Genomic DNA, 23,197 nt, shown 5'->3' with positions numbered 1-23,197 from the left:
TTACTGTACTGCCGCAAACGCAGCAGCTACCCACTGAACATTGCTGTGGTTGACACCTGCCATACACATCCTGCCACTGGCAATCAGATATACGCCAAACTCGTCACGCAGACGATCCACTTGGGCAGCACTAAAACCGGTATAGCTGAACATGCCACGCTGGTGCAGTAAGTAGTCAAAATTACGATTAGGTAGCGCTGCCTTTAAGGCTTTCACCAACGTGCTGCGCATTTCAATAATACGCAGACGCATCTGTTCCACTTCAGCCTGCCACTGCGCCCGTAACTCGCCGTCATGCAGTACTTTTGACACAACCTGTGCGCCAAAGTTTGGCGGGCTGGAATAGTTACGGCGCACCGTGGCTTTCAGTTGCCCCAATACGCGACCAGCGGCTTCTTCACTTTCACATACCACAGAAAGGCCACCGACCCGTTCGTTATACAGAGAGAAGATTTTAGAGAAGGAGTTACTGACCAGACAAGGCAACTCCGCTGCCGCCATGGCTCGAATCGCATAAGCATCTTCATTCAACCCAGCACCAAAGCCCTGATAGGCAATATCCAGGAACGGGATCAGATCCCTGTCTTTAGCCACGCCAATAACCTGATCCCACTGCGCATTCGTCAGATCAGATCCGGTTGGGTTATGGCAGCAAGGATGGAGCAACACAATGCTTCTGGCCGGTAACTGCTGCAACGTTGCCAGCATTTGATCGAATTTTACGCCCAGCTTGTCATTATCAAAGTACGGGTAGGTATTCACCTTAAAACCTGCGCCACTGAAGATAGCAACATGGTTTTCCCACGTAGGGTCACTGACCCACACCTGAGAGTCAGGGAAATAGGAATGAAGGAAATCAGCACCCACTTTCAATGCACCGGAACCACCGACAGTTTGGATAGTCGCCACCCGTTGCTGAGCCAGCATAGGGTGATCGCTGCCAAATAGTAGCTGCTGAATAGCAGTACGATAAGATTGCAAACCTTCCATTGGCAAATAAACCGGTGTCCCATGTGGCTGAGCATTCATTTGGGTTTCAGCGGTATCCACTGCCTGCATTTGCGGGATTTCACCCTGCTCATTGTAATAAAGCCCAATACTCAAATTCACTTTATGTGCTCGGTCGTCGGCTTTAAAACTTTCCATCAGTGAAAGGATGGGGTCACCTGCATAGGCGTCAACATTCTGGAACACGGTGCTGCTCTCCTGGATTAAATAATCACTGTTTATACCCTTTGCAGCTTACCTTATTCTCCCAGATATTCCATCGCTACACGGGAGGTCAGCTTAGTGATCAATTCATAGGCACTGATACCGGTGTAAGCCGCGATTTTCTCAACCGGTAAATCGGCCCCCCACAACAGCACTTCATCACCGACTTTGTCGCTGCTATTTGGCCCAAGATCAACTGAAATCATGTCCATTGATACCCGCCCGACAATGCATACTTCGCGACCATTGACCCACATCGGCGTACCCGATGGTGCGCTGCGCGGATAACCGTCACCGTAACCAATCGCCACGACACCCAAGCGCGTATCATGCTCACTAACCCAAGTACCGCCATAGCCCACTGGCTCACCGGCTTTATGTTCACGCACAGCAATCAGGCTGGATTTTAATGCCATCGCTGGCAGTAGATCAAAATGACTGGCATAAGGTTCATCCATCGGCGAAACGCCATACAGTATGATACCGGGGCGAACCCAATCACGATGCGCTTGCGGCCACAGCAAAATACCGCCAGAGGCAGCAATAGACTGTTTACCCGGTTTGCCAATAGCAAAGGCGTCAAAGCAAGCAAGTTGCTGATGGGTGGTCTCCACTTCAGGCTCGTCGGCACGGCTGAAGTGGCTCATAATATTGACGGGCTGAATAACGTTGCGGCAAGCACATAGGCGCTGGTAGAAAGCGTCGGCCTGCTCAGGGCGCACACCTAAACGGTGCATACCGGTATCGAGTTTCATCCAAACATTGATCGGTGCCGGGAGATCCGCCGCTTCCAGCGCTTCTAATTGCTCAATACTGTGTACTGCGGTTTCAATCCGGTTAGCCACCAGAATAGGCAAATCCTCTGCGGCAAAAAACCCTTCCAGCAGCAGAATAGGTTTTACGATCCCGCCGGAACGTAGCATCAGAGCTTCACCGATGCGCGCGACGCCGTAGCAATCGGCATCCTGCAAAGTATGCGCTGTTTCTAATAACCCGTGGCCATAAGCGTTTGCTTTCACAACAGCAATCAGGCGGCTTTGTGGCGCCATGCGCCGTACCTGTTGCAAGTTATGTCGCAGAGCGCGGCGGTCGATTACTGCTGTTGCCGCTTTCATTTCTTATCCTTAATAATTAATAGATGTTATGCCCAGAGTCATTGGAGTTGCAGCAAAGCAGCAAGCGAGAGGTGCCGCATGGGTCACCGCCGCTAACAACCCTGTAGCTTCAAGGACGAAGGGGAAACTATTCGTCGTCGTACTGCGGACCGGCATAGTTATCAAAGCGCGACCATTGGCCGTTAAATTTCAGCCGGACAGATCCGATCGGGCCATTACGTTGTTTACCCAAAATGATCTGCGCGATCCCTTTCTCATCACTGTTCTCGTGATAAACCTCGTCACGATAGATAAACATGATTAAGTCCGCATCTTGTTCGATAGAGCCTGATTCACGTAAGTCGGAGTTAACTGGCCGTTTATCGGCGCGTTGCTCCAAACTACGGTTAAGCTGTGATAACGCCACGACCGGGACTTGCAACTCTTTCGCCAGTGCTTTGAGTGAGCGCGAAATCTCGGCGATTTCCAACGTTCGGTTATCTGAAAGAGATGGCACCCGCATCAATTGCAGGTAGTCGATCATAATCAGGCTCAAACCACCATGTTCGCGGAAAATACGCCGCGCGCGGGAGCGCACTTCTGTCGGCGTCAGACCAGATGAGTCATCAATGTACATATTGCGTTTTTCCATCAATATGCCCATGGTGCTGGAAATACGCGCCCAATCTTCATCATCGAGTTGACCGGTACGAATACGGGTCTGGTCAACATGTGACAGGGATGCCAGCATACGCATCATGATCTGATCGCCGGGCATCTCCAAACTGAAGATCAATACCGGTTTTTCCTGCATCATCGCTGCGTTTTCACACAAGTTCATCGCAAAAGTGGTTTTACCCATTGATGGACGCGCAGCGACAATGATCAAATCTGATTTCTGCAATCCGGCGGTTTTTTTATCGAGGTCGGTAAAGCCGGTTGAAACACCGGTCACCCCATCATGGGGCCGCTGATAGAGCTGCTCAATTCGCGCGACCGTGGCTTCGAGGATCTGATCGACACTTTTCGGCCCTTCATCTTTACTGGCGCGGCTTTCAGCTATCTGAAACACTTTTGATTCAGCCAGATCCAGCAGATCTTCACTGCTACGCCCTTGGGGATCATAACCGGCGTCAGCTATCTCGTTGGCTACCGAGATCATTTCACGTACTACCGCACGTTCGCGCACGATATCAGCATAGGCACCAATATTCGCCGCACTTGGCGTATTTTTCGATAACTCTGCCAGATAGGCAAATCCCCCCACCGAATCCAGATCGCCTTTTTGCTCTAGCGACTCAGACAAGGTGATCAAGTCGATCGGTTTGCTGTTTTCCAGCAAACGCTGCATTTCAGTAAAGATTCGGCGATGCGGGCGGCTGAAGAAGTCATTGCTGGCAACGCGTTCTGACACGTTATCCCAGCGTTCATTATCCAGCATCAAACCGCCCAACACGGACTGCTCTGCCTCCAGCGAATGAGGCGGGAGTTTCAGCCCTTCCATCTGGCGGTCTCGTGGCTCTGTCATATTGTTGGTTGGTTTTTTTGCGGCCATGAAGAGTGTTCTTTACCTTTGTTGCGATAGGAAAATATCGAATAGAAAATATAACGGCCTAGTATATACACAAAGTAATTGGAGTTGCAGGTAGACCGCAAATGAATGGAGCTGATGAGTTCAGAAAGTTCGGTGATGAGGAAAAAAAATGCCGCTCACACTGCTGCATCGCCTGATTCTAAGAGGTAATAATATTCCCTATTACATATCGGTATTAGCCAGATCTTGGCACTCCGTGCAGAACCCTGTAGGGTGAAAATATACCTATCTATAGGAGCTACCATGGCAAAGCATATCCAATTCAGTACCACTGGCGGGCCGGAAGTGTTGCAGTACCTTGATTTCACCCCTTCTGACCCTGCGGCAAATGAGGTTCAGGTAGAAAACAAGGCAATCGGTATTAACTATATCGATACTTATATTCGCAGTGGGCTTTATTCACCATCACAGTTTCCCAGTGGATTGGGAACAGAGGCTGCGGGAATTGTCACCAAAGTGGGTTCATCGGTTAACACAATAAACGTCGGTGACCGGGTGGTGTATGCCCAATCAGCTCTCGGGGCTTACAGCGAAGTGCATAATGTTGCGGCAGAGAAGATTGCCATACTTCCTGACAATATCTCTTTCGAGCAGGCCGCAGCATCATTCCTCAAAGGACTGACCGTGCACTATCTGTTGCGCCAAACCCACGAGATAAAACCGGGTGAGGTATTCCTGTTCCATGCAGCGGCAGGGGGAGTAGGGCTAATTGCATGCCAGTGGGCGCAAGCGCTTGGTGCTAAGCTTATCGGCAGTGTTGGTTCTGATGAAAAGGCCAAATTAGCAAAAGCTGCTGGTGCCTGGGCCACGATTAACTATCGTACAGAAAATATTGCCGAGCGGGTGGCAGAGCTGACTAATGGCGAAAAAGTGGGTGTGGTGTATGACTCCGTCGGGAAAAGTACCTGGCTGGACTCGCTTAATAGCCTTAAGCGTAGAGGCTTGATGGTGAGTTTCGGTAATGCCTCCGGCCCAGTAACAGGAGTAGATCTTGCCATCCTGAACCAAAAAGGCGGGCTATATGTTACTCGCCCCTCTCTCAACACTTATGTCACCAATCGGCAAGAGTTAGAAAGTGCCAGCCACGAACTGTTTTCACTGATTGCTAGCGGAGCAATTAATGTCGATGTGGCAAAGGCACAGCAATTCCCGTTGCGTGATGCTCACCGTGCCCATCAAATTTTAGAAAGCCGCCAGACCACAGGATCCAGCTTACTGATACCGTAAGTTGTCTGGCCATTCCTCAGTAATATTGTTGAAAAAACAAAGGGCTCCGATTAGGGAGCCCTTCTTTACAACGCTTTCTTTGATGCACATGTAGGGGCACAGCAGCGTATTCTGTCAGAGCTAACTGCCGTTTATACGGCTATTTTTACCTCTGGCAGGGATGAAAAATGTGATACCAAATCGTATCGGTTAGCATCCTAGCAAGCACGCTCGAGAAAAAATACGTTTTCCCTCGGATTCGCCCCACTAATCTTTCAGGCTGTGATCGCTGCCGCAAGAAAGTAAAATTTTAGTAACGCCTGACTATCGGTTTCTGCATCGAACGCCATATCCAGACCGCCACCACCGCCAGAATCAACCAAGGTAACAGCTTAATCATCATGACGAATAAGCCGCCCAACATCATAAAAGCGGCAGCCACCAGTAATGCAGCGAAGATCCCTAGCAGGGATATACCGGTTACCATCAGCATGATAAAAAAGCCGATAACAAAGAGAATTTCAAACATGGCTGACTCCTTAATAATTGTGTGTGTCCCACAACCACATCATTAAATATAACGAACAAATCGGGGATTTTATAAGAAGTATTACAAGAAGCATGCCAACTTTAATGCATCAGCTAATACATTGAATTTACTTATTAAGTAATATAAATGCCTACCAGAAAAACAGATAGGCATGGTCGATTTGACTAACTTATAGCTATTTTATTATACCCAAAGTAATTAGCATCGCAGGTAGGCAGCAAGTGAACGCATCCCGAATCATTTACTCAAGTAAGTGATTCGGGTAAGTAAACGTAGCTAACAACCCTGCGACTTCAAGGACGAAGGGTATAAGGCCGAGTGACCAGCGCTAAGGCTTGCTCTACTACGGCGACACCGGCACCGGGCTTATGGGCATTTTCACTTAGATGGCGACGCCATTGACGCGCACCAGGGATCCCCTGAAAGATACCAAGAATATGCCGGGTGATGTGGCCCAGATAAGCGCCGCGAGACAACTCCTGTTCGATATAAGGATAAAGTGCTTCAATCGCCTTAACGCTATCGACTACAGGGGCATTCGCATCAAACAGTTCTCGATCGACTTGGGTCAAAATGCTTGGATTTTGGTAGGCTTCGCGGCCCATCATCACCCCATCAAGATGTTTAAGATGCTCTTTGGCTTCAGCCAGCGTTTTCACACCACCGTTAATGGCAATAGTCAGTGTTGGGAAATCACGCTTGAGCTGATAAACCCGCTCATAATCCAGCGGTGGCACTTCACGGTTCTCTTTCGGACTAAGCCCTGAGAGCCAGGCTTTACGAGCATGAATGGTAAAGATATCGCATTCACCACGGTCTGCCACCGTTTGCACAAACTCGCACAAGAACTCATAGCTATCCAGTTGGTCAATGCCGATACGAGTTTTAACGGTGACAGGAATAGAAACCACATCACGCATAGCTTTAATGCAGTCAGCGACCAGTTCAGCCTCACCCATCAGGCAAGCGCCGAAACGACCATTTTGCACCCGATCAGATGGGCAACCCACATTCAGGTTTATTTCATTGTAGCCGCGTTGTTCAGCCAATTTGGCACAATGTGCCAGTGCTTGCGGGTCACTGCCCCCAAGCTGCAGTGCCACCGGATGATCCTGTTCGCTATAAGCCAGATAGTCAGCTTTGCCATGAATAATGGCACCGGTGGTGACCATCTCGGTATATAACAAGGTCTGCTTGGTTAACAAACGATGAAAATAGCGACAATGACGATCAGTCCAGTCGAGCATCGGCGCGACGGAAAAACGTTGCAGGGGGTAGTGTGGCTTAGTGGCCGGGGTGCTGGAAAAAGTCTGGGCTGCGTGCATTTACGGTGATTTCATCGGTTATTATTTCATCGAATACCCATTGAAGTTGCCCGCCGAGCGAACCCTACAAAGGGATGGAATGAGTAATTATACCATAGAACCTCACCATAGCTGCCGGTGTGATAATTGAACCTTACGGCTGATCGTTCTGTCATCGAATTCTATGACTTAACAAAAATGTGATACCCACCTTCCCCTTGCCTTTTCATCTATCGGCGATTAACGCTAAATATGATAAAATCAATTCAATTTGAATGCTGCGGGATGGATATCATGAAACCTATCAATGAGGAAAAGCTGCTGGCTCAGGCTGAAGAGCTGTGCCAACAACGTAACGTCCGGCTGACACCGCAACGTCTTGAAGTATTACGCTTAATGGCACAACAACCTGGCGCAATCAGTGCTTATGATTTGTTGGATTTGCTGCGTGTTTCTGAGCCGCAAGCCAAGCCTCCAACGGTTTATCGCGCATTGGATTTTTTGCTCGAGCAGGGTTTTATCCACCGTGTCGAGTCAGCGAATAGTTATGTGCTATGCCATCATTTTGAAGAGCCAACCCATACCTCGGCACTATTTATCTGTGATCGCTGCAAAATAGTCACTGAACGTACCACTGTGGGTATTGAAGAAGCATTGGCGCAGCTAGCTAAACAATCAGGTTTTGCACTGCGTCACAGTGTGGTTGAAGCGCACGGGTTATGTGCTGAATGCGGGGAAGTTGAAGCCTGTGAAAGCCATGATCATTGTGACCATGACCACTCTATTGTCACTAAAAAGAAATAGTTGCATATCTAATTGAAGATATTGAAGCCGCAGCAATGTTAGCTGCTCTCCAATTACTTTTGCCTTATACCCGTCATACTTCAAGCTGCATGTGTGTTGGCTGCTCTCAATAACCCGAATCACTTACTTATGTAAGCTCATCGGGATTAATGAGCCTCATCCTGCGGGCTAGCATAAATGCTGTTCAAATCGGTTCCCGACCGATTTGTATCTCGCTTACCGCCTTCCTGCAACTCGAATTATTTAGGGTATAGATAGAGATCCCTGGTGGGTATATATCGGTGAGCAAAAAGCAGACTGCCGCGAGCAATGCGACAGGATAATAATTATAAGGCACGTCCTTGTGCCAAGGCAGATATAAATACAGGTACAACCAGAATATCTTTTATTAAAACAATATCATCACATCAGTATAATTGGATTTGATTTATCAATAATTATACGGAATTGATTAATAATTCATATTCTATGAAACGAGAGACCCGATTAATTTATATCAATAGCAGTTTAATTCCATTTCATGCTGTTACCAGCGAAACTTGCTATGGTCTTCCCAAGCTTTGACTTCTTTCTCAGCTTGCTCTTTCTGATAGCCGTATTTCTCCTGGATTTTACCCACTAACTGGTCACGCTTACCTTCAATTACCGTTAGGTCATCGTCGGTCAACTTGCCCCATTTTTCTTTCACTTTACCTTTAAACTGCTTCCAGTTACCGTCGGCTTGATCTTTATTCATAATATCTCCGTTACCTTGGGAATTAGTCAGTTTATTTAAATTAGCACGATAAACATCGTCTATTGAGAAAACAACAATATTTAAATTAGTCGCTCACAGTCATAATTTAAAATTAAACTTCGTTGTTTCGCTTACCGTAGGAATAACTATAGCAGAGGATACTGATAATTAAAGCCTTGATAATATTAATCACAAGAAATCGAACTATAAAGTAAAAATATACATTCATATTATTCAGTTAAAACAGTAGGTAATAACTTATTGTCAGAATCGTCTCAATCTAATTATATCCTTTATACTGAAGCTATCAGGTGTTAGCTACACTTGTTACTTGGCCCATCTATAAACCTCACTTCTGTGAGACTGCTGCAAGTAACCTTTAAATCAGCTCCCGGCAGATTTGTCGCTTGCTGGCTGCCTACTTGCAACACCAATTATTTTGGGCATCTGAATAGCCTATTGAGGCAATTAACGATAATAAAAAGCCGCTCCTGAGCAGGAACGGCTTATCAGTTCAATATAAAACGCTAATGTTAGATCCAGTCGCCATTACGGATAACACCGACGGCCAGTCCTTCAATAGTAAAGCTCTGCTCGCGCAGATCGACAATAATGGGTTGGAACTCACTATTCTCTGGCAGAAGCTGTACGATATTACCTTGTTTTTTCAAGCGTTTTACCGTTACTTCATCGTCAATTCGTGCCACAACCACTTGCCCGTTACGCACATCTTGCGTTTTATGTACCGCTAATAGGTCACCATCCAGAATGCCGATATCTCTCATCGACATCCCATTAACCCGCAACAGAAAATCTGCACTCGGCTTAAACATCGATGGGTCTACTTTGTAGTGCCCTTCGATATGCTGCTGTGCCAGCAAAGGCTCACCTGCGGCAACCCGGCCAATCAGTGGCAGGCCATCTTCTTCTTCCATCAGCAAGCGAATGCCACGGGAAGCGCCAGAAACAATCTCAATGACACCTTTACGGGCCAGTGCTTTTAAATGCTCTTCAGCGGCGTTAGGAGAGCGAAACCCCAGACGCTGCGCAATTTCGGCACGGGTCGGTGGCATGCCGGTTTGCGCTAGGTGATCGCGAACCAGGTCATAAACCTCTTGCTGTCTGGTAGTAAGTGCTTTCATTCCGCCCCCTGTTTGTTTATACAGTCTTGCTGTGAGTATATACAGGTAAGCGGGTGTTGGGAACCAAAGAGTGAATAAAAACAGGGATTAATCACAGCTTATTTCTGCGGCATTGTTCGTCATAACATTAACCAGCATGCTGCCAAAGTACCGTTATCCAGACAAATAGCGCTAATAAGATGGCGAGAAATACCGCCGCAGACCCCATATCTTTGGCACGCCCCGATAGCTCATGGAGCTCACTGCCAATCCTGTCCACCACCGCCTCAATCGCACTATTAATGACTTCGATGATGATCACTAAAATGACGCTACCAATTAATAAAAGGCGTGCGATAGCATCTACATCTAACCAGAAGGCCAGTATGATAGCGATGATGGCGGCGACAGCTTCCTGGCGAAAAGCTGCTTCGTTTTTCCAGGCAGCCGTTAAGCCTTTCACAGAATAACCGGCCGCTTTATAGACTCGGGCCAGCCCTGTTGATTGATTCGCCATGTTTTATTGCCTTTATCTTAAGTTAATGATGATTTTTGCCGCTTTCTGTTGTCTTATCACCACAGATCTCAAAACCAGTTTCTGGTATCCTTGCGACGAATTGCTAACAAGAGGCTTCATGTAGTTATGTCAGGTTGGCGTAAAATATATTATAAGTTACTGAATTTACCACTTAAACTGTTGGTAAAAAGCAAGGTTATTCCGGCAGACCCTGTGACTGAGTTAGGGCTAGACCCCTCTCGTCCTATTCTGTACGTTTTGCCTTACAATTCTAAGGCTGATTTGCTGACTTTGCGAGCGCAGTGTCAAGCACAAGACCTGCCCGACCCCTTGATTCCATTGGAAATCGATGGCGTGCAACTGCCTAGTCATGTGTTTATCGATAATGGCCCGAGGGTCTTTCGTTATTACGCACCTAAACAGGAATCGGTAAAGCTGTTCCACGACTATCTGGATTTGCACCGCAATAATCCCGAGTTGGATATCCAGATGCTACCGGTTTCCGTGATGTTTGGTCGTTCGCCGGGGCGTGAAGGCCACGGAACACCACATCTGCGCGTGCTTAACGGGGTGCAGAAGTTCTTCGCTGTCTTATGGCTGGGTCGCGATAGCTTTGTGCGTTTCTCTACCACAGTTTCACTGCGCAGAATGGCCAGCGAACACGGTACCGATAAAACTATCGCCCACAAACTGGCTCGTGTCGCGCGCATGCACTTCTCCCGTCAACGCTTAGCCGCGGTTGGCCCTAGTCTGCCTGCCCGTCAGGATCTGTTCAAAAAGTTGCTGACCTCAAAGGCGATTGAAAAGGCCGTTGCCGATGAAGCGCGGACCAAGAAAATCTCCCATGAGAAAGCACAGCAAAATGCCATTACGCTGATGGAAGAGATCGCTGCCGACTTCTCTTATGAAGCCGTGCGCCTGTCTGACAGGGTATTAAGCTGGACGTGGAACCGTTTGTATCAGGGCATTAATGTCCATAATGCAGAACGGGTGCGGCAGTTGGCGCAAGATGGCCATGAAATCGTCTATGTGCCTTGTCATCGCAGCCATATGGATTATCTGCTGCTCTCCTACGTGCTTTATCATCAAGGGCTGGTGCCGCCGCATATTGCCGCCGGGATTAACCTTAACTTCTGGCCTGCCGGGCCTATCTTCCGTCGTTTGGGCGCGTTCTTTATTCGTCGCACCTTTAAAGGCAATAAACTCTATTCAACGGTTTTCCGCGAGTATTTAGGTGAACTGTTCACCCGTGGTTATTCGGTTGAATACTTTGTTGAAGGGGGGCGTTCACGTACCGGCCGCCTGCTGGAGCCAAAAACCGGCACATTGTCGATGACCATTCAGGCAATGTTGCGTGGTGGCTCACGTCCAATCACCTTGGTGCCGATTTATATCGGTTACGAACATGTGATGGAAGTGGGTACCTATGCCAAAGAGCTGCGCGGCGCGACCAAAGAGAAAGAGAACCTGTTGCAGATGCTGCGGGGCTTGCGCAAGTTACGTAACCTCGGTCAGGGCTATGTCAACTTTGGTGAACCGATCCCGTTGACCACCTATCTGAACACCAATGTACCGCAATGGCGTGATGCCATTGACCCGATCGAAGCTCAGCGCCCAAGCTGGCTGACACCGGCGGTAAATGATTTGGCCGGTAAGATTATGGTGAGAATAAATAATGCGGCAGCAGCAAATGCCATGAACTTGTGTTCTACCGCATTGTTAGCCTCACGTCAGCGTTCACTCACCCGTGAACAGTTGCTTGAGCAACTTGATTGCTATCTGCAACTGCTGCGCAATGTTCCTTATGCGAAAGATGTCACCGTACCGGATAAAACGCCGGAAGAGTTACTTAATCACGCCTTGAATATGAATAAGTTTGAGGTGGAGAAAGACAACATTGGTGACATTATCATCCTGCCACGGGAACAAGCCGTGCTGATGACCTATTATCGCAATAATATCCAGCACTTGCTGATGCTGCCGTCCCTGATCGCCAGTATGGTGATGTACCACCGCCGCATTACCCGTGATGAGTTGTTGCGCCAAATCAGTATGATTTATCCGATGTTGAAAGCTGAGCTGTTCCTGCATTACAGCAAAGAAGAGTTGCCACAGACGCTGGACACACTGATAGATGAGCTGGCCCGCCAACAGTTGATTTGTGACAAAGGGACCGAGTTAGTGCTGAATCCGGCCCGGATTCGCCCACTGCAATTATTGGCCGCCGGTGTGCGGGAAACCCTGCAACGATACGCGATTACCTTGTCACTGCTCAGTGCCAATCCGAGCATTAACCGTGGGGCACTGGAGAAAGAAAGCCGTATCATGGCGCAGCGATTGTCTGTCCTGCACGGGATTAACGCACCAGAATTCTTTGATAAAGCGGTATTTTCAACATTGGTTGGTACTTTGCGCGAAGAAGGTTATATCAGTGACAGTGGTGACGCAGTTCAGGAACATACGCTGGAAGTTTACAATATGCTGAGTGCGTTGATGACGCCGGAAGTGAAGCTGACTATCGAGAGTGTCAGTATGCCAGCCGAAACCAGCAATCAACTGCCTGAATCCGAGGCAGAGGATAAATCGGAAGACTAATTCCTCGATGCGCTAAACAAAAATGGCCGGATTCATCATCTGGCCATTTTTTTGACTGTTTTCCAGAAACGTATTTACTGCCAATAACTAATCAGAATGCCTAAAAACAACACCAGCCCAACGTAATTATTATTCAAAAACGCACGGAAGCAGGCGTCACGGTCACGCTGAGTAATCATCTTTTGTTGGTGGATAAACAAGGCACCCGCCAGCAGGATTGACCAATAGAATGCGCCACCCAACCCCATCAGCCAGCCGATAGCAACCATCAACACCAGGGTTGCCAGTTGCAACAACCCTATAATCAGCTTGTCGTGTTGACCAAATAAAATCGCCGTGGATTTAACCCCAATCTTCAGGTCATCGTCGCGATCAACCATTGCGTATTGCGTGTCATAAGCGACGGTCCAGCAAATGTTCGCCAGTAATAACAGCCAACAAACCAGGGGTAAACTCTCACTCAGCGCAGCAAAACCCATAGGTATCGACCAGCCAAAAGCTGCACCTAATACCACTTGGGGTAGATGAGTGACCCGCTTCATAAACGGATAAGTCCAGGCTAAAGCCAGTGCTGCCAATGATAACCAAATGGTCATGCTATTAAGGGTTAATACCAGACCAAACGAGAGCAGTACCAATACCACAAACAGGATTTTGCTCTCTCGTTCACTGATAATGCCACTGGGTAACGGGCGGGATGCGGTGCGCTTTACAAAACCATCAATATTTCGATCAGCATAATCATTGACGACACAACCGGCCGCACGCATAAAAAACACACCCAAGACAAACACAATCAGTATTTTGGTTTCTGGGATACCCTGCCCCGCCAGCCATAATGCCCACAACGTCGGCCACAATAGCAACAACGAGCCAATAGGCTTATCAATCCGCATTAAACGGCAATAAGCCTGCCATTTGGTCTGAACAGTACTTCCCTTCAATTTATCCATCTCCAAAATCTTACTACGGCTTAAACCGAATACAGTGGCGAGGCCGGTAAAAAAACTTCCGTCAGTAACAGGGGTTTGCCTGACAGACGCAGCAACGAGCGGCGCGCCCAAAGTTCATTCTGCCGCCCCACTTGAATATAATCACGGCTTAAATTGTCCCCACCAAATAAATAGCGCCCGAGTGGGAGGGTGCCCAAATCCACCAGCGCCCTATCTGGGCCAGACAGTGTCTGCTCTGGGATAACCGTGCGCCCAAGCAACCAAGGCTCATTATCACCACACAAAATGATTTCCCGCAGCCAATAGCGTTCGCTTACAGGTAAGTGCTCTGCATCTTCCCCTAACTCATTACGCGTAATAAAGCATTCTCGCTGGGGTTCGACATGGACTCGTTGGCAATGTTGCTCAAAACGCCGGGTCATCGACCCCAATTCCATCAACCAATCAGCGATATCAGCAGGAAAATTTGGCTGATCAATGGCACACCATTGGATAGGTTTTATAATTGATGCATCGCCGGTAGACATCTAGCTTGCTCCCTGCCGGGGAGAAAAGGCTCTCCCCGCTAATTCGTAAAGAAGGGGACATTGTAGCGCAGATTGAGGATCCCGCGACATCAGGTTACTTTTTATTATGACCAACAAACTAAACTAAGTTCGGGCATACTCTTCAATATGTTCAAGGATAAATCCAACCCGCATCTTTATTCCCCAATGTTGCTTGCCGCTGTTGGGTTCACTTAGTGAGTAATACCCATCAACAGCATCACCGAAATCAATAGGGTAAAAGGTGTTAGTTTTTTTATCATATAAGACATTATTAAAATTCAAGTCATTATGGATAATATTGTAATAAGCTAAATCGTCCATCATGCGTAAAAAACTGTTCTTCGCACCTGGCGGGAAAATTTTAGTATTAATCTCTGTCAAGACTTTCCCTGGCACTCGGTACATTCTGATATAATGTTGATTATCCTGATTAATTAACTCCGCAGAGCCTTCGCCATAGTACCGATTAAAGAACTCAACTTCTTTCTTGAATACCTTATCTATAAGAAACGTATCTCTCGTGCTTATTTTTTTGAGAACAAAACCGGGGTTATTGGCATCAAGATAGATTTCAGCTGTCAATCCGCTGCCAATTTTCTTGCCTAATTTTATCGCAGGATTAAATTCAGGATGAGCAGTTTTTGATAGCAGTGGCCCGCCCCCCGGTAATCTACCCGGCTTGCTAAATGCAGGGCCTTGTTTTAAGACAACACCCACGTCCTTACCGGTGGTTATGTCGACTTCCCAGTAGGTCGCGCCGCCCCCCTGTCTGACCCAAGCTTCACGCATTCCACCAGAGACGAGTGGATCTTTTAGCTCAACCCATTGTACTTCAACTGGCTTTCCATGCGGGCTTGGTATCGTCTGACGCGTTGGTATCACTTCGCCTTCCGCCACCGGCAAACGGGAAGGTATAACAGGCCGTGGCGGAGGAGCCAAAGAACCCGATGGTTTTACGCCCAGCGGCGGATTCTCTATCAACTTGACCCCGCGCTCCATGCCCCGAAGCTGACCCGCCTCCATCAACATTGCCACCATCCCCGCCGCCATATTTTCATTTTCGTTACGAGCGCGCGGACCTTCGACTCTGGCGATAGTACACATCGGGTTAGGTAGTGGGAGTTTACACACCCAACTCTCTTCTAACGATGTCCAGGCCGTGCGCCAAAAACGCGAATTTTCAGTTTCTGGCCGATAATCCTTGGCAAGGGCATTGATTTTATCTTGTAGCGCACCACTCTCTGGCCGCTGACCTTTCTCAATTAATGTTTTGATTGCCTGAGAGCGAACTGCCGGATGCGATTTTATCCACTCATGATATTCAGTTTTTTTCGCATCTAGCGTCTTATAAACATCAATCGACCTACCGTTCTTACCAGGCATCGACATATTGGCGACAAAGCGATTGCTTGCATCCCGACGCCGTTTAAATTCATTAACAGGTGAATCATTTTGCTTATGCGGGTCGCTATAACGGTAATAATAAGCTCTGGAATCATCGACTTTTTCCACCCCAGCCTCTGTCAGGATCTCTCTTATCGCCTGATCGTCATCAAAAGCGGCGGGAAGATGGCGATAGGCTAGACGCATATCGAGATAAGCGAGTTGTCGCTCTATTTTTTCTTGCGCTGTTTTATAAAGTCGATAATGCACCAGTGTATGTAAGGGATGGCCTGGCTTAAGAAGCTGAGCCAGCACTTTAAGCTCCACTTCAAATCTGTCATATTCCACATCAATAGCCGTACCAACAACAATATTGTCTGCCAATTGTTTTATGCTATCAAAGACCTGCTGAGCATCTTTAGACAAATGGGACACATCCATTGACCCAGCAGTGCGTTTGATGACACTTGCCGCTTCCCCTAAGGTGAGAGGCTCGATTTCATTAGATTGGCTGAAATGGGATAAAAAAGTTGCCGTCGGGCTGTAGCGCGTGCCACCAGTTTGATGCAACTGCTCTTCTTCCCGAAGTAATAACGTATACAGTTGCTCAGGACTTTTACCTTCTAATCCATCAAGGGCTTTGCCTTGCAATTGATAATGTAACTTAAGGGTAGTTTTGAGCGAAAATGCCAGACTGCCTACTGCGTGTTCGAAATCGAGAAATTGAGTGAAATCCTGTTGGCTACAGGCATCAAACCCAATCTGGTCGCAGCCGATTAAAATCATATCTCCTAGTGTTAAAGATTCCCTTTTCAGGTAGCTGCCCCGAGCATTTTTCGGCGCAAAACCATTAGCAAGATAAGCCTCCGGTGCTTGCAATATCGCAGGCCGGGCATCCATCCCTTCATGGATAACCCTCAATGCCCTAACCGCTCGGGAAACAGGTAGTTCCGGCGCACCTAGCTGCTTCAGCCCCCAATCGTTTAAATCCGCAGTGGAAATCCCCGCTACGTCACCATAGCGATTACCATAATGGGAATGGTTATAGAGTATTGCCGCCTGAAGCTTAACCTCTTTATTTTCAGGCCGATGAATAGCAGAAGATAATTCTGCCAGTGTGGGCTGATGCTTTTGATGCAGCCACCAGGCAAGGCTTAGGGCCGCCAGTGGGGTCAGTTTTTCTTCTGTGGACAGTGTCAGGCCTTTTTGCGATAACCGAAAAAAGGCTTCCCGCTCCAAACTGATAACACGGGCTTTTTCATACCCTTGAGCCGCTGTTAGCCCAGATCTTAAATGCGTTAAATCATCTAAGTTACCGGCATACTCGACGCCCTCTACATCATGGAGTTGCAGATAAAAATCCACAATTCGTCCTACTCGAGCGTCACTGATTGCTGGAAATTGTTGTATCCACGTTTTCTGATCCAGATCTCTGGCGCCATCAATTAACTGCATCGCCTGACTGAATGCCAGATCCGAAGTCGAACTGACGTTGAGCAATTCCTTTGCCATTTTTTCCAATAGCACATGGTCTTTTGCTGTCACTTTTAAGGGTATTGTCTTCTCTTCCATAAGATAGGTCAGTTCAGCCATGATAGAACTTAGGGTTAGCATCGCAATATTATCTTCTGCGATTTGCGGAGCCCACGGCTGCGCCATAAATGGAGCCGACCACGCCTGTGCTACAGCCCATGAACAAAGTTGGGTTTCCTTCAACATCAATCAGCTCCTTTAATTGAATGGATAGACAATCATTCAATTTATGATATCGGCACAAGCGCAATCGCATGTCTTTTACATTCTCATTTAATCTTTTTCTTTCTGGCAAAAAACTAAATAAATGAGTTTGAGGTTTAAAGCAGAATTAACCCAAACAGGGTGTCGCGAGGATAACCAATAGCAAAACAAGGCGTTGCGAGTGGCAGTAGCCGTATATAAGACACAAAGAAAAAAGGTGCGCCTAAGCGCACCAACCATCTAGCCATATTCGGCAGTGCCGGGATTTAACCCTTGCCTTTTACACTACCAATAAAGGTTTTTCGGGCTGAAGTTGAGCCCAAATGTTCCGCTTCGTTCAACAATTTCAGCGCCTTATCGACATCACCGGCTTTCACCGCATCTTTAATCGCTTGGTTGAAGTAGTTTTCAGTCTCACTCAGCATTGGCTCCGCAGGTTTTGCCGCCGGGGCTGCCACCGCAGCAGGTTGAGCGCTGTTGCCTACGACAACCGGAGCTGTCGTCGGTGCCGACTGTATTAAGCCAATCATAACGTTACCCATCCCCTGTTCAGCCGTGGCCTTGATTTTCAGGTTGCCTGTTGGGGTGTGTTTCGCGATAGGATCTGGGATATCCGGTACCGCATTGCCTACGCCCATGGCATAAGCTTTGGCCGGATCAAGTAACTTGGTGGTTTTTGCTAAATCGTCACGGGTGGTATAAACCAGCAGATAAATTTGTTTCTGGCCCAGTGCCGGAGTCAGTTTCATTATCCCTTGCAGACGATCATTGGTCATGATGCCTGCTTTTTCATAAGTGAAATAACTGGACGGATAGTAAGCGGCTGGGCGCATTTGCTCGTCTAACACTAATACACTAGGGGAAAATAGCTGATTATCAGTCACTAAACTGCTCAGCGTGATCTCCATCGATCCACGATCGGCGGGTAAAGCAAAAGCGGCAACAGCCCCTTCAACATTCCCTTGAGAGATTTGCGGGCTGGCGGCAGTCAGTTTGATGTCCTGCGTAGCCGGTGGCACTAATGGCTGCCATGGCAACTGCTGTAAAGTGGCGGAACTGATCGTCGGCGCGATAGAAACATTCGCCGGAGAAATAGTTGACTCTGCTTGCACCGCCAGAGGTGCAGTGACCCCTAGAGCCAATGCCAGACAAAGTGACAGTAGATTCTTTTTCATTGTTATACCTCATACATTGAGCGTCAGCGCTAACTGTGCACAGGCAAGGTCGGCAGAGTTAACCAATTATTCCCGTCATACTTCAAGCTGCATGGGCGTTGGCTGCAACTCGGATTATTTAGGGTATATCGCTATATCTTGTTGGAAACGGGCCGTAACCCACCACATCAAAATAGAACAGCCGCCCCAAAGGGCGGCTGCATCACGACTGTTACCACCAAGCTTCGAATTGTGCACCAAAGGTGACTTCGTTACTTTTACCGCGGCTGTTAGTACCGATAGTTCCGTTTTCTGCTAACCCATTGTCAACACTGCCTTTGACATCGTTATAGCCCCACTTCTCATCCCAGTTAGCATAAGTTGCGAAGACACGAATTGCCGGGCGTGACCAGATGCTATCGCCTGCCTGCCATTGTTGCGCCAGCGTCAGTTTGTACTGGCCGTTACGGTCACCGGTGCGTTGTGACTTAACATTGTCATAGCCCGCTTCCAGTAAGGTACTCATGATTGGGGTCCATTTGTACATCGGACGGACACCCACGCTGTACCACGTGGTGCCGTTTTTGTTGTCCCAGTCAGTGTCCTGATACAACGCGACGTACATCATGTCCCACTTCTCAGCCAGGTTGATGGCACCGTGGTCAATGACACGTAACATACTGCCGTTATTGTTGACTGAAGTACCTTGTGAGTGACCGCTATTGTAAGAAGTCATAGAGTCGGTGGCATATTGCAGTACAAATTTGTTGAAGCCACCCATCATGCTTTGCGTATGCTCAGCCGTCAGCATCACGCCATCTTTAGAAGCACCCGGTGCCAGAGAGTAGTCGTCCTGAGTATTAGCACGACCGTAATCTACACCGAACTCCAGTGTCCCGCCTGGGTTGGTTTCCAGCCCAGCCAAACGCACGTCAAAGACATCGTTGACCGTGTGGTCAGCATCTTTGCGTTGGTTATCGATCCAGGCACTTGAACCACCCGCTTCTGAGTTACGGGTTGCTGCCAGAGATAACTTACCGAAGCCCAGATCAATAGCTTCTACACCTGCACCTGGACCTGAGATATCCCAGTAGTAGAAGTCAATCATATGGACGTCATGACGTTGATAGAAGCGTTTACCTGCCCACATGGTGGAACCCGGTAACCATTCGATCAAATTTTTACCCTGCACGTTAGCTTCACGGAATGCGGGAGATGTTGACTCCCAGTCATCACGCTGTGAAACGGAATACGCCACGTTGGTATCGAAGTAGAAGCTCTTGTCGCCTTCTTTCCACAATTCCTGGCCTAATTTAATTTCCGCATAAGTTTCGCACTCGTTACCCAGACGGTATTTACTTTGGGCGCCGGTAGCTTTGAAACATTGCTGTTCGCCACCGCTTCCTGTCCAACCGATACCGGAACGTGCATATCCGTGGAAATCAACAGCCATAGCTTGAGTGGAAAGAACACCAGCGGCAACAGCCAGTGCTATCGGTAACTTGCGCAGAGTAGTCATCAGTAATCTCCTGTTATATTTGCCTGTCGGCATGCGTGCTTTACATTCGGCTTTGGCTAGACGCCCAGTTCCTGATACAACCGCTTACACGCAGTGCCGTCCTCACGGAACAGATGACAGCGTTGCGGCGGCAGGCCAATAGCGAATGTTGCACCTTCTTCTACCAGCACCACGTCGTTCTGGCGGTAGACCAGGTTCTGACGTATTGCCGGGATTTGGATGTGAATTTGAGTTTCATTACCCAGTTGCTCTACCACCTGAATCTCACCTTCCAGCGTGACTTCAGAGGCACTGCTTGGTAGCAGATGTTCCGGGCGAATACCCAAAGACATATTTGCACCGACCTGAACCTGAGTACCTTCCACCGGCAGCCACACTAACTGGCCATTTGGATTTGGCAGTTCAATCTGTACCTGACGAGGTTCAACGGCGGTCACTTTAACCGGTAAAAAATTCATTTTTGGCGAGCCGATAAAGCCCGCAACAAAGCGATTGGCTGGGTAGTGATACAGCTCCAGCGGCTTGCCTACCTGTGCAACATTGCCGGCATCCAGCACCACAATTTTGTCCGCCAGCGTCATCGCTTCCACTTGGTCATGGGTGACATAAATCATGGTGCGTTGCAGGCGCTTGTGGAGGCGCGAGATCTCAATGCGCATCTGCACCCGCAGTGCCGCATCCAGGTTGGACAGGGGTTCATCGAGCAGAAAAACATCCGGCTCAGCGACCAGTGTCCGGCCAATTGCCACACGCTGGCGTTGACCACCGGATAGCGCTTTTGGCCGCCGGTCCAGCAGGTGAGCCAATTGCAGCACTTCGGCTACCTGATTCACCCGTTGGTTAATCTCGGCTTTCTTCGCGCCTGCCAATTTCAGACCGAACGACATGTTCTCTGCGACAGACAGATGGGGATAAAGCGCATATGACTGAAACACCATGCCAATGCCGCGTTCAGATGGCGGCACTTCGTTCATCCGTTTACCACCAATCAGCAACTCACCCGAGGTAATGTCCTCAAGACCGGCAATCATCCGCAGCAGCGTTGACTTTCCACACCCTGATGGGCCAACAAACACCACAAACTCACCGTCATCGATCTCCAGATTGATATCTCTGGAGATCACAGCCTCACCAAAGGCCTTATAAACGCCGCTCAGCGTTACATTAGCCATCTGTTACTCCTTTGCTTACGCAAACAACTTTTCATATGAACCTGAATGAAGAAAAATGGCGGAAGCAAACCCCGGCATGACCCATCGATTACTCCCAGCCCCTGATGACTCTCTCGCTACGCGTCGTACCGCCATGCCAGAGGCAGGTTGCCTCGGACGACGTCGCGGCCTGAGTATAGGGCTGCACATTGCTTAACGCTTCAACGTCCTGATCTGTCTGGGTGATAATTAACCGAACAACATCATTTTGTTGGTGACGGTGTTTCAATGCTGCTGACGCTGTTTCAATGTCGATGCCGTTTTTCAATGCTGCCGATAGTGCGCGAGTGGCACTATTTGGTAATCATCCGTAACAAAGTTTTTCATGGGGGAGGAGATGGGAGGATGAGGGAACGACCACGGTAGGCAGAAGTTCCACTGGAAAGACAAATACGTGATCTGGCTTGCAAATTTCGACCTACATTATTGTGTCTGACACCACAGAATAGGCAGCAGTGTTAACTGGGTCACAATAACCCGCAGGGGGGCGTAGAGGGGGGGAGGATGATGGTGTATCCGGTTGTGACTCAATATGTCGGCGTAGTGTTTTGGTCAGTGTATTAAATAATTTGCAGCTCAACATTTTTTGCAACGCTGCCACACCCTCCTCACTTAGTGATTCACGGCTACACCAGCCTGAAAATGGGCTAAAGAATTCGCAGCTAATGATTCACAAGAAAGTCGATACCCATAAAATTGGATAAAAGGATTGGATTATGACTCGCAGCTTCACAAAATCCGGCATTGGTAAGACCGCACGTGTTTTGGCTCTTTCAGCGTTAGCCACGCTGGTGCTCTCTTCCTCTGCTTTTGCCAAGATTGAAGAAGGTAAACTGGTTATCTGGATCAATGGCGATAAAGGCTATAACGGGTTGGCGGAAGTCGGTAAGAAGTTCGAGAAAGATACCGGCATCAAAGTCACTATCGAGCACCCAGACAAACTGGAAGAGAAATTCCCGCAAGTGGCTGCCACCGGTGATGGCCCGGACATTATTTTCTGGGCTCATGACCGCTTTGGCGGTTACGCACAATCCGGTTTGTTGGCTGAACTGCACCCTTCTAAAGCCTTCCAAGACAAATTGTTCCCGTTCACTTGGGACGCCGTTCGCTTTAACGGCAAACTGATTGGTTACCCGGTCGCGGTTGAGGCACTGTCTCTGATTTACAATAAAGACTTAGTGAAAGAAGCACCGAAAACGTGGGAAGAAATCCCAGCGCTGGATAAAACACTGCGTGCTAATGGCAAGAGCGCCATCATGTGGAACCTGCAAGAACCCTACTTCACTTGGCCAGTTATCGCCGCTGACGGCGGTTATGCCTTTAAATTTGCAAACGGTGTATATGATGTGAAAAACGTTGGCGTGAACAACGCTGGCGCGAAAGCCGGTCTGCAATTTATTGTCGATCTGGTGAAGAACAAGCACATCAATGCCGATACAGATTACTCCATTGCAGAAGCGGCCTTCAACAAGGGTGAAACAGCAATGACCATCAATGGCCCATGGGCATGGTCCAACATTGATAAGAGCAAAATCAATTACGGTGTGACCTTGCTGCCAACCTTCCATGGTCAGCCATCCAAACCGTTCGTCGGCGTGTTGACTGCCGGTATTAACGCTGCCAGCCCGAATAAAGAACTGGCAACTGAATTCCTGGAAAACTACCTGCTGACCGATCAAGGTTTGGCTGAAGTGAATAAAGACAAGCCTCTGGGCGCAGTGGCATTGAAATCATTCCAAGAACAATTGGCAAAAGACCCACGCATTGCCGCAACTATGGATAACGCCACCAAGGGTGAAATTATGCCAAATATTCCACAAATGGCGGCCTTCTGGTATGCCACCCGCAGTGCGGTACTGAACGCCATCAGCGGGCGTCAAACGGTAGAGGCTGCACTGAACGACGCAGCAACGCGTATTACCAAATAACAGTTTCACCTGCAAAAGGGGCACGATTCGT

General features: G+C 48.3%; 18 protein-coding genes and 1 pseudogene. 4 read left to right on the top strand and 15 right to left on the bottom strand.

Annotation, left to right across the window (positions count from 1 at the left end; genetic code table 11):
- The 3 genes from EL015_RS01840 to dnaB form a co-directional block, all read right to left on the bottom strand.
- Positions 1–1,194, bottom strand: a complete 1,194-nt coding sequence (locus tag EL015_RS01840) for an amino acid aminotransferase (RefSeq protein ID WP_005191460.1) — start codon at positions 1,192–1,194, stop codon at positions 1–3.
- Positions 1,195–1,247: 53 nt separating this feature from the next.
- The gene (alr, locus tag EL015_RS01835; protein WP_005191461.1) at positions 1,248–2,327 is read right to left on the bottom strand and encodes an alanine racemase; all 1,080 of its coding nucleotides are present in this window, start codon (positions 2,325–2,327) and stop codon (positions 1,248–1,250) included.
- A 127-nt stretch (positions 2,328–2,454) separates the two neighbouring features.
- Positions 2,455–3,861, bottom strand: a complete 1,407-nt coding sequence (dnaB, locus tag EL015_RS01830) for a replicative DNA helicase (protein ID WP_005191462.1) — start codon at positions 3,859–3,861, stop codon at positions 2,455–2,457.
- A 282-nt stretch (positions 3,862–4,143) separates the two neighbouring features.
- Between dnaB and EL015_RS01825 the strand changes: the two genes are divergently transcribed.
- Positions 4,144–5,127, top strand: a complete 984-nt coding sequence (locus EL015_RS01825) for a quinone oxidoreductase (RefSeq protein ID WP_005191463.1) — start codon at positions 4,144–4,146, stop codon at positions 5,125–5,127.
- A 289-nt stretch (positions 5,128–5,416) separates the two neighbouring features.
- Here the strand turns inward: EL015_RS01825 and pspG are convergent, their stop codons facing one another.
- Both pspG and dusA read right to left on the bottom strand, forming a co-directional pair.
- Complete coding sequence (gene pspG, locus EL015_RS01820) at positions 5,417–5,635, bottom strand: envelope stress response protein PspG (RefSeq protein WP_005191465.1); 219 nt, start codon at positions 5,633–5,635, stop codon at positions 5,417–5,419.
- A gap of 314 nt (positions 5,636–5,949) precedes the next feature.
- Positions 5,950–6,981: a tRNA dihydrouridine(20/20a) synthase DusA gene (gene dusA / locus EL015_RS01815; protein WP_005191466.1), complete on the bottom strand. Its 1,032-nt coding sequence runs from the start codon at positions 6,979–6,981 to the stop codon at positions 5,950–5,952.
- A gap of 273 nt (positions 6,982–7,254) precedes the next feature.
- Here dusA and zur point away from each other — a divergent pair, with 273 nt between their 5' ends.
- Positions 7,255–7,764, top strand: a complete 510-nt coding sequence (gene zur, locus EL015_RS01810) for a zinc uptake transcriptional repressor Zur (protein WP_032907679.1) — start codon at positions 7,255–7,257, stop codon at positions 7,762–7,764.
- 526 nt (positions 7,765–8,290) lie between these two features.
- On the opposite strand, the gene EL015_RS01805 is transcribed toward zur, so the two are convergent.
- The 3 genes from EL015_RS01805 to EL015_RS01795 all read right to left on the bottom strand — a co-directional run bounded on the left by EL015_RS01805 (position 8,291) and on the right by EL015_RS01795 (position 10,138).
- The gene (locus tag EL015_RS01805) at positions 8,291–8,500 is read right to left on the bottom strand and encodes a CsbD family protein (RefSeq protein ID WP_005191484.1); all 210 of its coding nucleotides are present in this window, start codon (positions 8,498–8,500) and stop codon (positions 8,291–8,293) included.
- A 533-nt stretch (positions 8,501–9,033) separates the two neighbouring features.
- Positions 9,034–9,642: a transcriptional repressor LexA gene (gene lexA, locus EL015_RS01800; RefSeq protein WP_005191485.1), complete on the bottom strand. Its 609-nt coding sequence runs from the start codon at positions 9,640–9,642 to the stop codon at positions 9,034–9,036.
- A 127-nt stretch (positions 9,643–9,769) separates the two neighbouring features.
- On the bottom strand, positions 9,770–10,138 hold the full coding sequence (locus tag EL015_RS01795; protein WP_005191486.1) for a diacylglycerol kinase: 369 nt from the start codon (positions 10,136–10,138) through the stop codon (positions 9,770–9,772).
- Between the two features lie 126 nt (positions 10,139–10,264).
- Here EL015_RS01795 and plsB point away from each other — a divergent pair, with 126 nt between their 5' ends.
- Positions 10,265–12,733, top strand: a complete 2,469-nt coding sequence (gene plsB / locus EL015_RS01790; RefSeq protein ID WP_005191487.1) for a glycerol-3-phosphate 1-O-acyltransferase PlsB — start codon at positions 10,265–10,267, stop codon at positions 12,731–12,733.
- 74 nt (positions 12,734–12,807) lie between these two features.
- Here plsB and ubiA read toward each other — a convergent pair whose 3' ends face one another.
- From ubiA to EL015_RS01755, 7 genes and pseudogenes are all read right to left on the bottom strand, one after another.
- Positions 12,808–13,677, bottom strand: coding sequence for a 4-hydroxybenzoate octaprenyltransferase (gene ubiA / locus EL015_RS01785; protein ID WP_032907689.1), 870 nt, complete (start codon positions 13,675–13,677; stop codon positions 12,808–12,810).
- 29 nt (positions 13,678–13,706) lie between these two features.
- Entirely contained in the window at positions 13,707–14,213 is a 507-nt protein-coding gene (gene ubiC, locus EL015_RS01780) for a chorismate lyase (RefSeq protein WP_005191489.1), read from the bottom strand.
- 123 nt (positions 14,214–14,336) lie between these two features.
- Positions 14,337–17,336 (bottom strand): OspG family effector kinase, encoded by a 3,000-nt coding sequence (locus EL015_RS01775; RefSeq protein ID WP_005191490.1) that lies wholly within the window; start codon positions 17,334–17,336, stop codon positions 14,337–14,339.
- Positions 17,337–17,620: 284 nt separating this feature from the next.
- Positions 17,621–18,529 (bottom strand): maltose operon protein MalM, encoded by a 909-nt coding sequence (malM, locus tag EL015_RS01770; RefSeq protein WP_005191492.1) that lies wholly within the window; start codon positions 18,527–18,529, stop codon positions 17,621–17,623.
- Between the two features lie 211 nt (positions 18,530–18,740).
- The gene (locus EL015_RS01765; RefSeq protein ID WP_196333748.1) at positions 18,741–20,030 is read right to left on the bottom strand and encodes a maltoporin; all 1,290 of its coding nucleotides are present in this window, start codon (positions 20,028–20,030) and stop codon (positions 18,741–18,743) included.
- A gap of 53 nt (positions 20,031–20,083) precedes the next feature.
- Entirely contained in the window at positions 20,084–21,199 is a 1,116-nt protein-coding gene (gene malK, locus EL015_RS01760; RefSeq protein ID WP_005191494.1) for a maltose/maltodextrin ABC transporter ATP-binding protein MalK, read from the bottom strand.
- 15 nt (positions 21,200–21,214) lie between these two features.
- Positions 21,215–21,467: pseudogene (locus EL015_RS01755) on the bottom strand (hypothetical protein).
- 487 nt (positions 21,468–21,954) lie between these two features.
- Between EL015_RS01755 and malE the strand changes: the two are divergent.
- Positions 21,955–23,166, top strand: coding sequence for a maltose/maltodextrin ABC transporter substrate-binding protein MalE (gene malE / locus EL015_RS01750; RefSeq protein ID WP_005191495.1), 1,212 nt, complete (start codon positions 21,955–21,957; stop codon positions 23,164–23,166).
- The last annotated feature ends 31 nt before the right edge of the window (positions 23,167–23,197 follow it).

The organism is Yersinia intermedia, assembly GCF_900635455.1.
Lineage (GTDB): Bacteria > Pseudomonadota > Gammaproteobacteria > Enterobacterales > Enterobacteriaceae > Yersinia > Yersinia intermedia.
Note: the sequence above shows the minus strand (reverse complement) of the source record. Positions and strands in the feature narration are given on the sequence as shown.

Coding starts and splice junctions, on each gene's coding strand:
- malM (WP_005191492.1), bottom strand. CDS start 18,529: ATGAAAAAGAATCTACTGTCACTTTGTCTGGCATTGGCTCTAGGGGTC.
- malE (WP_005191495.1), top strand. CDS start 21,955: ATGACTCGCAGCTTCACAAAATCCGGCATTGGTAAGACCGCACGTGTT.
- alr (WP_005191461.1), bottom strand. CDS start 2,327: ATGAAAGCGGCAACAGCAGTAATCGACCGCCGCGCTCTGCGACATAAC.
- EL015_RS01825 (WP_005191463.1), top strand. CDS start 4,144: ATGGCAAAGCATATCCAATTCAGTACCACTGGCGGGCCGGAAGTGTTG.
- malK (WP_005191494.1), bottom strand. CDS start 21,199: ATGGCTAATGTAACGCTGAGCGGCGTTTATAAGGCCTTTGGTGAGGCT.
- dnaB (WP_005191462.1), bottom strand. CDS start 3,861: ATGGCCGCAAAAAAACCAACCAACAATATGACAGAGCCACGAGACCGC.
- plsB (WP_005191487.1), top strand. CDS start 10,265: ATGTCAGGTTGGCGTAAAATATATTATAAGTTACTGAATTTACCACTT.
- lexA (WP_005191485.1), bottom strand. CDS start 9,642: ATGAAAGCACTTACTACCAGACAGCAAGAGGTTTATGACCTGGTTCGC.
- dusA (WP_005191466.1), bottom strand. CDS start 6,981: ATGCACGCAGCCCAGACTTTTTCCAGCACCCCGGCCACTAAGCCACAC.
- EL015_RS01775 (WP_005191490.1), bottom strand. CDS start 17,336: ATGTTGAAGGAAACCCAACTTTGTTCATGGGCTGTAGCACAGGCGTGG.
- zur (WP_032907679.1), top strand. CDS start 7,255: ATGAAACCTATCAATGAGGAAAAGCTGCTGGCTCAGGCTGAAGAGCTG.
- ubiC (WP_005191489.1), bottom strand. CDS start 14,213: ATGTCTACCGGCGATGCATCAATTATAAAACCTATCCAATGGTGTGCC.
- EL015_RS01805 (WP_005191484.1), bottom strand. CDS start 8,500: ATGAATAAAGATCAAGCCGACGGTAACTGGAAGCAGTTTAAAGGTAAA.
- pspG (WP_005191465.1), bottom strand. CDS start 5,635: ATGTTTGAAATTCTCTTTGTTATCGGCTTTTTTATCATGCTGATGGTA.
- EL015_RS01795 (WP_005191486.1), bottom strand. CDS start 10,138: ATGGCGAATCAATCAACAGGGCTGGCCCGAGTCTATAAAGCGGCCGGT.